The 13,344-nt window shown below is 72.8% G+C and carries 3 protein-coding genes; all 3 read left to right on the forward strand.

The features are described 5' to 3' along the window. Nucleotides 1-190 precede the first annotated feature (190 nt). From OG302_RS38400 to OG302_RS38410, 3 genes are read left to right on the forward strand one after another with little or no spacing between them, the layout of a single operon-like run. Nucleotides 191-2,137: an ABC transporter ATP-binding protein gene (locus OG302_RS38400; protein WP_371749367.1), complete on the forward strand. Its 1,947-nt coding sequence runs from the start codon at nt 191-193 to the stop codon at nt 2,135-2,137. A gap of 23 nt (nt 2,138-2,160) precedes the next feature. Further along, nucleotides 2,161-8,703, forward strand: a complete 6,543-nt coding sequence (locus tag OG302_RS38405; RefSeq protein WP_371749368.1) for an amino acid adenylation domain-containing protein — start codon at nt 2,161-2,163, stop codon at nt 8,701-8,703. Then, on the forward strand, nt 8,700-13,343 hold the full coding sequence (locus OG302_RS38410) for an amino acid adenylation domain-containing protein (protein ID WP_371749369.1): 4,644 nt from the start codon (nt 8,700-8,702) through the stop codon (nt 13,341-13,343). Before OG302_RS38405 ends, OG302_RS38410 begins: the two co-directional genes overlap by 4 nt. The last annotated feature ends 1 nt before the right edge of the window (nt 13,344 follow it).

A 13,344-nucleotide genomic window follows, 5' to 3' on the forward strand; every position in this document is an offset into this window, starting at 1 on the left:
AAAGGTATCGTCCTCCGGGTGAGTGCATCTCATGACCTACCAGCGGGCCCCATTCCGTAATGCCGAGGCAGGAGGATTCCGTCGCGTGTTGATCACCCAAGGACCTGGTGGACCTACCGTCGGAGGGCCCCAATCAGGGGCCCAGAAGCAATCGCTCCGGCCGGGATCAGTGCGCCGGGCGATGTCCTACATGAAGCCGCACAAGCTGGCGTTCGCCTTTCTGCTGATGACCACCGTGGTGGATTCCCTCATCATCGTTTCGACGCCTTTGCTGCTCAAAAAGATCATCGACGACGGAATACTCAAGGACGACTCGGGGCTCATCGTCACCGTCGCCCTCGTCGTGGCGGGACTCGCCGTCGTCGACGCGGGCGCGCAGCTCGTGCAGAGCTATTTCTCCGGGCGCATCGGGCAGGGCGTGAGCCACGATCTGCGGGTCGAGGCCTTCAAGCACGTCCAGCGGCAGCCGATGGCGTTCTTCACCCGGACCCAGACGGGGCTGCTCGCCAGCCGCCTCAACGGCGACGTCATGCTCGCCCAGCAGGCCCTCACCACGATGCTGGTCTCCGCGACCAGCGTGCTGACCGTGCTCCTGGTCCTCGCCGAGATGTTCTATCTGTCCTGGCTCATCAGCCTGATCGCCATCGCCATGCTCCCCGTCTTCATCGTGCCCGGCATCTACGTGGGGCGGCGCCTGCAGTACTACTCCAGGGCGCAGATGCAGGCCAACGGCGAGCTGGGCGGCATCATCAACGAGCGCTTCAACGTGGGCGGGGCGATGCTCGCCAAGCTCTTCGGGCGCCCGCGCGAAGAGGCGGCCGCATTCGAGGCCCGGGCGGGTGAGGTGCGCCAGGTCGGCATCGTCTGGACGGTGTACAGCAGGCTGTCCTTCGTCTTCATGGCGCTGCTCGCGTCCCTGGCGACCGCCCTCGTCTACGGCGTCGGCGGACGTCTGGTGCTCGACGACGTGTTCCGCATCGGCACGCTGGTGGCCCTGGCCGCGCTGCTCGGCCGGCTCTACGGGCCCATCACCCAGCTGTCCAGCCTGCAGTCCAACGCGCTGACCGCGATGGTCAGCTTCGACCGGATCTTCGAGGTCCTCGACCTCAAGCCCCTCATCGAGGAGAAGCCGGACCCGGCCGCCCTCAGCGCGCCGGGCGACGGACCCGCGCCGGAGATCGAGTTCGACCAGGTGTCCTTCCGGTATCCGCGCGCCAGCGACGTGTCCCTGGCCTCGCTGGAGTCCAACGCCCTCTCGGCGGTCGAGCGGGCCAAGGAGACGGCGGAGGTGCTCCACGGGATGACCTTCCGGGTGCCCGCGGGGAAACTCACGGCCCTCGTCGGCCCGTCGGGCGGCGGCAAGACCACCACCACCCATCTGGTGTCCCGGCTCTACGACCCGACGTCGGGAAGCGTCCGCATCGACGGCCACGACCTCCGCGACGTCAGCCTCGACTCGCTGCGCGACGTCGTCGGCGTGGTCAGCCAGGACGCGCACTTCTACCACGACACGATCCGCGTGAACCTGTCCTACGCACGCCCCGAGGCCACGCAGCGCGATCTGCTGCGCGCCTGTGACGCGGCCCAGATCGGCGACCTGATCCGGTCGCTGCCCAGCGGCCTCGACACGGTGGTCGGCGACCGCGGCTACCGGCTCTCCGGCGGCGAGAAACAACGCCTCGCCCTCGCCCGGCTGCTCCTGAAGGCTCCCTCCGTCGTGGTGCTCGACGAGGCCACCGCACATCTGGACTCCGAGTCCGAGGCGGCCATCCAGCGGGCGCTGACCACCGCGTTACGGGACAGGACCTCCCTGGTGATCGCCCACCGGCTGTCCACCATCCGTGAGGCGGACCAGATCCTCGTCATCGATGAGGGCGAGGTCCGCGAGAGCGGCACACACGACGAACTCCTGGCGGCGGGAGGGCTCTACGCCGAGCTCTACCACACGCAGTTCAACCGCCCCAGCACCAATGGAGCGGGCCCCGACGCCCACAAGGAGCGGGTGCTGCACGGGCCGGTCCTCGGCGGCGGCCCCGTCCTGGGCGGAAGCGGACCCGTGCTCGGTGGCAGCGGGCCGCCGCCGGCCGTCGGCGCCGATCACATCCTGCGCCTCGGTGCCGATCCGGACGAGCGCTGAGCGCCTGCCTGAAGGGGGAACCGGTGGAGTCGTCGATGGTGACGGAGCTGATCGCCGCACGGGTGGAGTCAACGCCCGGCGCGGTGGCGGTCGAAGGCGAACGGACGCTGTCGTACGGGGAGTTGTGGGCGGAGTCGGGGCAGTGGGCGGCCTATCTGGCCGCGCTCGGTGTCGGCCGCGGTGACCGTGTCGCCGTGGTGATGGAGCGGTCACCCGACTTGGTGGCGCTGCTCCTGGGCGTCTGGCGGGCGGGCGCCGCCTACCTCCCCGTGGACGCGGGCTCCCCGGCGCCGCGCGTCACCTTCGTCATCGAGGACGCGGCGCCCGCGGTGGTGCTGTGCACGCGGGAGAGCCGGAGCGTGCTCCCGCAGGGCGCCGCCGTGCAGATGGTGGACGACCCGCGGGTGCGGGCGGCGATCGCCGCGTACGACGGCCGCGACGTGCACACGCCGGTGGGCGTGCGGGACGCGGCGTACGTGATGTACACCTCGGGTTCGACCGGGGTGCCCAAGGGCGTCGCGGTGCCGCACGGGAGCGTGGCGGCGCTCGTGGGCGAGAACGGCTGGGCGGTCGGCCCGGACGACGCGGTCCTCATGCATGCCCCGCACTCCTTCGACGTGACGCTGTTCGAGGTGTGGGTGCCGCTCGCCGCCGGTGGGCGCGTGGTGATCGCCGGGCCGGGCGTGGTGGACGGCCGCCGGGTGCGCGAGCACGTGCGGAACGGTGTGACCGCCCTGCACGTGACCGCGGGTTCGTTCCGCGTCATGGCCGAGGAGTCCCCGGACTGCTTCACCGGATTGCGCGAGGTGCTGACCGGCGGGGACGTCGTGCCGCCCGGATCAGTGGCCCGTGTGCGCGAGGCCTGCCCGGACGTGACCGTCCGCCACCTCTACGGGCCGACCGAGACGACCCTGTGCGCGACCTGGCATGTGCTGGGGCCGGGCGACCAAGCGGACTCCGTGCTCCCGATCGGGCGCCCGCTGCCCCGTCGGCAGGCCTTCGTGCTCGACGCGGAGCTGCGGCCGGTGCCGGTCGGCACCGTCGGGGAGCTGTACGTGGCGGGGCCGAGCCTCGCGCAGGGCTACTGGAACCGGTACGGACCGACCGCGGAGCGCTTCGTGGCCTGCCCCCACGCGCCGGGGGAGCGGATGTACCGCACCGGCGACCTGGTGCGCGAGAGCGACGCCGGGGAGCTCCTGTTCGCAGGGCGCGCGGACAGCCAGGTCAAAGTGCGGGGATTCCGCGTCGAGTTGGGTGAGGTGGAGGCGGCGCTGGCCGCTCACCCCGCCGTGGCCCAGGCGGTCGTCGTCGCCCGCGAGGACCGGCAGGGCGAGCGCCGGCTGGTCGGCTATGTCGTCCCCGAGGACCCGCGGGCCCCGCAGGACCTGGACCCCCGCGCCGTACGCGACACCATCGCCGAGACGTTGCCCGAGTACATGGTCCCCGCCGCCGTCCTCACCCTGGACAGCCTCCCGGTGACCCGCAACGGCAAGGTCGACCGCGAGGCCCTGCCCGCACCGGACTTCGCGGCGAAGGTCACCGGGCGCGCGCCCCGAACCGAGACCGAGGCGCTCCTGTGCGACCTGATGGCGGAGCTGCTCGGCCTGGAACGCGTCGGCACCGAGGACAGCTTCTTCGAGCTGGGCGGCGACTCGATCATGTCGATGCAACTGGCCGCACGGGCCCGCCGCGTCCACCTGTTCTTCCGGGCGGAGGACGTCTTCGAGCACGCGACACCGGAGGCCCTCGCCGCGGTCGCCCGGTCCGGGCAGCAGGAGACCACCGGCCAAGTGCACAGTGCCGGGATGCTCGTGGACGACCTCACGGAGGACGAGACCGCCCGGCTGCGGGCCGCGGTGCCCGGCATGACGGACGTATGGCCGCTGTCGCCGTTGCAGGAGGGGCTGCTCTTCCACGCGACCTTCGCCGAGGACGGACCTGACGTGTACGCGAGCCAGCGGACGCTGGCCCTCGACGGCCCCCTCGACGTGGAGCGGTTACGTATCTCGTGGCGGACGCTGCTCGCCCGGCACGCGGTGCTGCGCGCGAGCTTCCACCAGCGTGACTCGGGGCAGACGGTCCAAGTCATCGCGGACGGTGTCGAGTTGCGCTGGCGGGAGGCCGACCTGTCGGAACTGCCGCAGGGCGAGGTGCCCGCCGAGGTGGCACGCCTTGCCCAGGCCGAGCGCGCCGAGAAGTTCGATCTCCGCGCGGCGCCGCTGCTGCGGCTGCTCCTCATACGCCTGGGTGCCGGCCGGCACCACCAGATCGTCACCGTCCACCACTCACTCGTGGACGGCTGGTCCACCGACGTCGTCTTCGCCGAGCTGTCCGAGGTGTACGCGGCAGGCGGCGACGGCCGGCTGCTGCCCGCCACGGCGTCGTACCAGGAGTACCTGACCTGGCTCGCCCGGCAGGACAGGGAAGCGGCCCGCGAGGCCTGGCGCGCGGCCTTCGCCGGGGCGGACGAGCCGACGCTGGTGGCGCCCGAGGATTTGGCCGGGGCGCCGGTCGCGCCGGACCCCGTGCCGTTCGAACTCTCCGCCGAACTCACTCGCGGTGTCGCGGAGTTGGCGCGCTCCCAGGGCGTGACCCTCAACACGGTCGTGCAGGGCGCGTGGGCCCAGATCCTCGCCAGGCTCGTGGGACGCACGGACGTGGTGTTCGGCACCCCGGTGGCGGGTCGGCCCGCGGACCTGCCGGGCGTCGAATCGGCGGTCGGCCTGTTCATCAACACCGTGCCTGTACGCGTGAGCCTGGCGGCGGACCAGTCGGTCGCCGGAATGCTCGCGGACCTGCGGGAGCGGCAGATCGCATTGATGGCCCGGCAGCACCTGGGCCTGCGGGAGATCCGTCAACTGGCCGGTCCGGGCTCGGTGTTCGACACGCTCGTGGTCTTCGAGAACCTCCCCAAGACGTCGGACAGCGCAGGAACCGGCACCGACCTGGCCATCCGTACCCTCGGGGAGCCCGAGGACAGGGGCCACTACCCGATGGCGCTGATCGTGGTCCCCGACGTCCGTCTGAGGGGACTCCTCGTGCACCGCCCGGACGTGGTGGCGCGCGACAGGGCTGAGGTCGTGATCACCGCGCTGCGCCGCGTCCTGGAGCAGATGGTGGCGGACCCGTCGGCGCCGGTGGGACGGCTCGACATCGTCACCGAGCCCGAAGGGGCCGATTCTGCGGCGAGGGACCGGAATGCGGCCGCGTCGGACGCGCCCCGCATGACGGCACCGGAACTCTTCGCCGAACAGGCGGCGGCCACACCCGCCGCGGTGGCGGTGGTGGACGGCGGGCGCTCGTTCACGTATCGCGATGTGGCTGTCCAAGCAAGTGGTCTGGCTCGGTACTTGACGGACAGGGGAGTGGGGTCGGAGACGCGCGTGGCCGTCCTGGCGGACCGCTCGGCGGAACTGGTGACCGCGCTCATCGCGGTGTCGGCCGCGGGTGGTGTCTACGTCCCCGTGGACCCCGGGCTCCCCGCCGCGCGGCTGCGCATGCTGCTCGACGACGTGGCCCCGCCGGTCCTGGTCTGCGTGCGCCAGACCCGCGACGTGGTGCCGGACGAGTACCCAGGGCAACTGGTGGTCCTGGACGACCCGTCGGTCGTCCGGACCGTGGCCGCATACGCGGACGGTCCGACGGAAAACGCGCAGGAGCGCGCACCGTTGACCGCGTCCCACGCGGCGTACGTGATCTACACGTCCGGATCGACCGGCACCCCCAAGGGCGCGGTCGTCCCCCATGGGGGCCTGCGCAACCTCGTGGACGACCGCATCGAGCGCTACCGCATCGGCGCGGACAGCGCGGTGCTCCAACTCGTCTCGCCCAGCTTCGACGTCTCCATGTCGGACATCTGGCCGGTCCTGTGCGCGGGCGGCCGGCTGGTCCTCGCACCGCCCGCACGGCGCCATGCGACCGGCGAGGAACTGGTCGGCCTGATGCGCGCGGAGCGGGTGACGCACGTCGCGATGACCCCGACCCTGCTGGCGCAGCTGCCGCCGGAGGAACTGCCCGCGCTGCGCGTCCTGGTCATCGGCGGCGAACCCGTCTCCGACGAACTGCGCGGCCGGTGGTCGGCGAACCGCGAGATCTACAGCGAGTACGGGGTCACCGAGGCGACGGTCGCCTCGACGGTGAGCCGCGCCCTCGGCGCACACGACGAACCGTCGATAGGCCGACCGGTCGCCAACACCTCCGCCCACGTCCTTGACGCGTTCCTGCGACCGGTGCCCGCGGGCACGGTGGGCGAGCTGTATGTGGCGGGCGCGGGTCTGGCACGCGGCTACCTGCGGCGGACGAGGCTGACGGCACGGCGCTTCGTGGCCAGCCCGTTCGCGCACGGCGAGCGCATGTACCGGACCGGGGACCTGGTGCGCAGGACCGGCGCCGGTGACCTCGTCTACGCCGGCCGGGCCGACGCACAGGTGAAGGTGCGCGGGTTCCGGGTGGAGCTGGGCGAGATCGAGGCGGCCCTCGCCGGACATCCCGCCGTCGGCCGGGCCGTGGTGATCCTCAAGAAGGACCGGCGGGGGGAGCGGCGCCTGGTCGGCTACGTGGTCGGCACCGGCACCCGGTCCGGACCCGAGGCCGATGTGGAGACGGTGCACGGACCGTCGGTACGCGAGTACGCCGCGAAGGCGCTGCCGGACTACATGGTGCCCGCGGCCGTGCTCACCCTCGACACACTGCCGGTCACCCCGAACGGCAAGATCGACGTCCCGGCCCTGCCCGCCCCCGACTTCGCCGATCACGTCAGGGGCCGGGCTCCGCAGGGCGAGGCGGAGGAGCTCCTCTGCGCCCTGTTCGCCGAGGTCCTCGGCCTGGAGCGGGTCGGCGCCGACGACAACTTCTTCCGGCTCGGCGGGGATTCGATCAGCTCGATGCAGCTGGTGAGCCGTGCCCGTCGGGAGGGGGCCTTCTTCAGCGCCCAGGACGTGTTCGAGCACGGCTCACCGGAAGGCCTCGCCCCCGTGGTCAGGCTCGGCGCCGGGCGTGTGTCGGAGCCGGACGTGGCCGAGGGCGAGGTGACCTGGACGCCCGTGATGCGCGCCCTGGGCGAGCGCGCCCTCGGCGGCGGCTTCACCCAGTGGGTCGTGATGGGCACGCCCGCGGGCCTCGGCACCGAAGTCCTCACGGCGGGCCTGGGGGCCGTACTCGACACGCACGACATGCTGCGCGCCCGCGCCGTGGCGGACGGCGACACCGGGGCACGCCTGGTGGTGGGGGAGCGGGGGTCCGTGGACGCGGCGCGCCTGATCACCCGGATCGACGCGGTGGACGCACTGACGGCCGCCCCGGGCAATCCCGACGCCCTGCACGCCTCGGGCGCCCTGGACGACGTGTACGACCTGGACGAGCTCGCGGGGCGCGCCGCGCGCGATGCGGTCCTGCGGCTCGACCCGTTCGCCGGAGTGATGGTCCAGGCCGTGTGGCTGGACGCGGGCCCGCGGCGCGTCGGCCGACTGGTCCTCGTGGTGCACCACTTGGCGGCCGACGGCGTCTCCTGGCGCATACTCGCCCCCGACCTGCGCGCCGCGTGCGAGGGGGCGGCCAGGGGGGAGAAGCCCGCGCTCGACCCGGTGGGAACATCCTTCCGGCGCTGGTCCAGGCTCCTCGTCGAGGAAGCGACCGGCGGGAACCGCGTCGCGGAACTCGGAGGCTGGACCGCCCTCCTGGGCGACCGGGCAGAACCACCGCTCGGCGAACGGGCCCTCGACCCGGCACGGGACACGGCGGCCGGCATGCGCCACCGGACCTGGACGGTGCCCGCCCACCAGGCGGCGACGCTCGCGGGACCGACACCCGCGCTCTTCCACTGCGGCGTGCACGAGGTGCTCCTCGCCACGCTGGCCGGAGCGGTCGTCCGGACCCGCCGGGGCGCCGGCGGCGCGGTCCTGATCGACGTCGAGGGACACGGGCGCAAGCCGGTCGGTGACGCGGATCTGCTGCGTACCGTCGGCTGGTTCACCAGCGTGCACCCCATCCGCCTCGACCTGTCCGGCATCGACGTGACCGGCGCGGCGGCCGGCGGCCCCGCCGTCGGCACGCTCCTGAAGGCCGTCAAGGAGCAGGCGCGGGCGGTCCCCGGCGACGGCCTCGGATACGGACTGCTGCGCCACTTGAACCCCGAGACGGGACCGGCGCTCGCCGCGTTGCCGAGCCCGCAGATCGGCTTCAACTACATGGGCCGCTTCCCCGCGGCCGCCGGGACGGACGCCGTCGGGCCCTGGCAGATGGCGGGCGAAGAGGCGATAGGGAGCTCCACCGCCGACGCCATGCCCGCGACACACACCCTGGAGGCCGGTGCGACCGTCCGCGACGCCGACGGAGGGCCCGAGCTGACCCTCTCGCTGAGCTGGCACGGCGCGGTCCTCGACGAGGCGGTCGCGGAACGCGTCGGCCACCACTGGCTCGACCTGCTCGCGGGCCTGGCCGCACACACCACGGACCCGGCGGCGGGCGGCCACACCCCGTCCGACTTCCCCCTCGTGGAGCTCGCCCAGGACGAGGTCGAGCAGTTCGAAGCGATGGCAGCAGAGCTCGAAGGAGGGCGTTCGCTGTGAAGACCCCCACCCCCGCCACGGGGCACGCGCCCGCCGCCCCTCGACCGGCGCCGCAGGCCAAGGGCTCCGCGCTCGCGGAGGTCTGGCCGCTCTCGCCCCTCCAGGAAGGGCTCCTGTTCCACGCCGACTTCACCGGCCAGGGGCCCGACGTCTACACCGTCCAGAACATCCTGGCGGTCGAAGGCCCCCTGGACGCGGACCGCTTCCGTGCCTCCTGGGAGGCGCTGCTGGCCCGGCACGCGGCGCTGCGGGCGAGCTTCCAGCGGCGCAAGACGGGCGAGGCCGTGCAGCTGATCACCCGCGAGGTCGTACTGCCGTGGAGCGAGGCCGACGTCTCGGACCTCCCCGAGGCCGCGGCGAAGGCCGAGACGGAACGCCTGGCCGAAGACGAGCGCGCGCAGCGGATCGACCCGGCGGCGGCTCCCCTGATGCGGCTGCTCCTGATCCGCTCCGGCGAGCGCAGGCACCGCCTGGTGATGACGAGCCATCACATCCTGATGGACGGCTGGTCGGCGCCGGTCCTGCTCAACGAGCTCGCCGAGATCTACGCGGCGGGCGGCGACGCCTCGGGCCTCAGGCCCGCCACGTCCTACCGGGAGTACCTGGCCTGGCTCTCCCGGCAGGACAAGGAAGCCGCGCGCGCCGCCTGGAAGGCGGAGCTGGCCGGAGCGGACGACCCGACACAGGTCGTGGGCCCCGCGAACCCGGCACGCGCCGGCACACCTCCGAAGAAACGCTCCGCCCACCTCGCCGGGGAGACGACCGAGGCGCTCGCCGCCCTGGCCCGCGCCCACGGTCTGACGATGAACACCGTCGTGCAGGGTGCGTGGGCGCTGGTGCTCGCCCGCCTGGCCGGACGCACGGACGTGGTGTTCGGCGCGACGGTGGCGGGCCGTCCCCCGGAGCTGCCGGGCGCCGATTCCATGATCGGCCTGTTCATCAACACGCTGCCGGTGCGGGTCCGTCTTGACGGCTCGCAGCCGCTGCTCGACCTGCTGCGCGAGCTGCAGGACCGCCAGTCCGCGCTGCTGGCCCACCAGCACCTCGGCCTCCCGGAGATCCAGCAGCTCGCCGGTCCCGGCGCGGGCTTCGACACCCTCCTCGTGTACGAGAACTACCCCCGCCCGCCCGCTGAGGCGCCCACACCCGACGCGATCTCCCTCGCCACGGAGTCGTCGCGCCAGGCGACCCACTACCCGCTGTCCATCGGCATCGCTCCCGGTGAGCGCCTGCGGGTGGACGTGACGTACCAACCCGACCTGGTGGACGACGTGGTGGGCGACGCTCTGGGCGGGCTGCTGATACGGGTGCTGGAACGCCTGGTGACGGATCCGTCCGTGGCGGTCGGGCGCGTCGGTGTGGCGGACGCGCTGCCCGAGCCCGGCGCGGTGTCCCCTTCGGTGGATGAGTCGGTGCCTCGGCTGATCGCGAGGCGGGTGGCGGAGTCACCGGACGCGGTGGCCGTGCAAGGCGAACAGGCAACCTCGTACAGGGAGTTGTGGAATCGCGCGGGCCGTTGGACGACGCATCTGGTGTCCCTGGGCGTGCGGCGGGGTGACCGTGTCGCGGTGGTGATGGAACGGTCGCCGGACTTGGTGGCCGTGCTCCTGGGCGTGTGGCGGGCGGGTGCCGCCTATGTGCCGGTGGACGTGGGTTCACCGGCGGAGCGGGTGGCCTTCGTGCTGGCGGACGCGGCTCCGGCGGCGGTGGTGTGCACGACGGAGAGCCGGCGCGTGCTGCCGGAGAAGACCGCCGGGAGCCTGGTGGTGGCGGACGACCCGCAGGTCACCGAGGCATTGGCCACCGCTGAGGGCGCGGAGTTCGCCGCACCGGTGGCCGCGCAGGACGTGGCGTACGTGATGTACACGTCGGGGTCGACCGGTATCCCCAAAGGCGTGGCGGTGCCGCACGGCAGCGTGGCGTCGCTGGTGGGGGAGCGGAGCTGGGCGGTGGGCGCGGCGGACGCGGTCCTGATGCACGCCCCGCACGCCTTCGACGTGTCGCTCTACGAGCTGTGGGTCCCCCTTGCCGCCGGTGGCCGCGTGGTGCTTGCGGGGCCCGGCGTCGTCGACGCCCAGCAGGTGCGCGAGCACGTGCGGGGCGGCGTCACGGCGCTGCACCTGACCGCCGGCTCGTTCCGGGTGCTCGCGGAGGAGGCCCCGGACAGCTTTGTGGGACTGCGTGAGGTCCTGACCGGCGGTGACGTGGTCCCGGCCGCATCGGTGGGGAGGGTCCGGAAGGCGTGCCCCGCGGTCACGGTCCGCCATATGTACGGGCCTACGGAGACGACGCTCTGTGCGACCTGGCACGTGCTGCGGCCGGGCGGCGCGATGGACGCCGTACTCCCGATCGGACACCCGCTGCCCCATCGCCGCACACTCGTCCTGGACGCGTTCCTCCAGCCCCTGCCCGCGGGCGTGACCGGTGAACTCTACGTGGCGGGCGCCGGGTTGGCGCAGAGCTACTGGGACAGCCCCGGTGCGACGGCCGACCGGTTCGTGGCCTGCCCGTACGCCCCCGGCGAGCGGATGTACCGCACCGGCGACCTGGTGCGCGAGAGCGAGGCCGGTGAGCTCCTGTTCGTCGGCCGCGCGGACACGCAGGTCAAGGTGCGTGGATACCGCGTCGAGCTGGGCGAGGTGGAGGCAGCCCTGGCCGCCCACTCCGCCGTGGCCCAGGCGGTCGTCGTCGCACGGGAAGACGGCCCGGGAGAGCGCCGGCTCGTCGGCTACGTCGTCCCGGACGGCCGGACGGCGGACCCCCGGACGGGAGCCCCCCGGGCAGTGGACCCCCTGCTCCTCCGCGAGGACGTCGCCCGGACGCTGCCCGACTACATGGTGCCCGCCGTCGTACTCGTCCTGGACGCCCTGCCGGTGACCCGCAACGGCAAGGTCGACCGCGCTGCCCTGCCCGCGCCCGACTTCGCCGAACGCGTCACGGGACGCGAGCCGCGGAGCGAGGCCGAGGAGACTCTGTGCGGCTTGTTCGCCGAGGTGCTCGGCCTGGAGCGGGTCGGCGTCGAGGACAGCTTCTTCGAGCTGGGCGGCGACTCGATCATGTCGATGCAGCTCGCCGCGCGGGCCCGCCGCGTGGACCTGCTCTTCAAGGCGCAGGACGTCTTCGAACACGAAACACCTGCCGGGCTCGCGGCAGTCTGCGGACTTGCGGAAGCTGCGCCCACGACGCCGGACGTGAGTGTGGGCGATGTGCCCTGGACGCCCGTGATGCGGGAGCTCGGCGCGTCGTCCGTCCGCCCGAAGTTCGCCCAGTGGGCGATCGTGGGCGCTCCCTCCGGCCTCGAACGGCACGTCCTGGCCGCCGCGTTGGGCGCGGTCGTGGACACCCATGACGTGCTCCGCGCGCGGGTGGTCCCGGACGAGGCGGGGCCGCGGCTCGTCGTGCACGAGCCGGGCTCGCTGGATGCCGGTGAGCTGATCACCCGCGTCAACGCGACCTATGCGGTGGCAGGCACCCTCGACGACATCGCGGACGAGGCGGCACAGGAAGCCGCAGAGCGTCTCGACCCGTCGGCGGGCGTCATGCTCCAGGTGGCGTGGGTGGACGCAGGGCCGGGCCGAGTCGGCCGACTGGCCTTCGTGGTGCATCATTTGGCGGTGGACGCCGTCTCCTGGCGGATCCTGGTGCCGGACCTGAAGGCCGCGTGCGAAGCGGTGACGGCCGGCCGGGAGCCTCGACTCGACCCGGTGGGCACCTCCTTCCGGCACTGGTCCAGGCTGCTGGTCCAGCGGGCGGCCGAGGAGGCCCGGGTCGCCGAACTCGCTCAGTGGCAGGCCCTGTTGGAGCCGGGGGAACCCTCTCTCGCAGAACGGGAGTTGGACGCGGACCGCGACACCGCCGCGACCATGCGCCGTCGTTCGTGGACCGTGACGGCGGAGCGGGCCGCTGTTTTGGTGGGTCGGACGCCGACGGTTTTCCACTGTGGGGTGCATGAGGTGCTGCTGTCGGCGCTGGTGGGTGCGGTGGCGCTGTGGCGGCGGGAGGCGGCTCCGGGTGTCCTGGTGGATGTGGAAGGGCATGGCCGTGTGCAGGTGGGTGAGGTGGATCTGTCGCGTACGGTCGGCTGGTTCACCAGCGTGCATCCGGTGCGTTTCGATGTCGGCGCCGTTGATGTCGGCCAGGTGGCGGCGGGTGGTCGGGCGGCCGGGGTGCTGCTGAAGGCGGTCAAGGAGCAGGCGCGGGCGATACCGGGCGACGGGCTCGGTTTCGGGCTCCTGCGCCACCTCAACCCGGACACGGCACCGCTGCTGGCAGCCTTGCCGCGCCCGCAGATCGGCTTCAACTACCTGGGCCGCTTCACCGCCGACGCGGCGGGAACCTCGATCGGCGGTTCACTCGACCCGGCCATGCCCGCCACCCACACGATCGAAGCGGGCGCGGCCGTCGTCGACACGGCCGCGGGCCCCAGGGTGACCCTCACGCTCGGCTGGGCCGCCGAGCTCCTCGACGAGGCGGCGACGGAACGCCTCGGCCGGCTCTGGCTCGACCTGCTCGGGGGTCTCGCCGCCCACACGGCCGACCCATCCGCGGGCGGACACACGTCATCCGACTTCCCGCTCCTCGACCTCGCGCAGGACGAAGTCGACGAGCTCGAAGCCGGTTTCGCCGACGGCATCCCGTAGC

This window comes from Streptomyces sp. NBC_01283 (genome assembly GCF_041435335.1).
Lineage (GTDB): Bacteria > Actinomycetota > Actinomycetes > Streptomycetales > Streptomycetaceae > Streptomyces.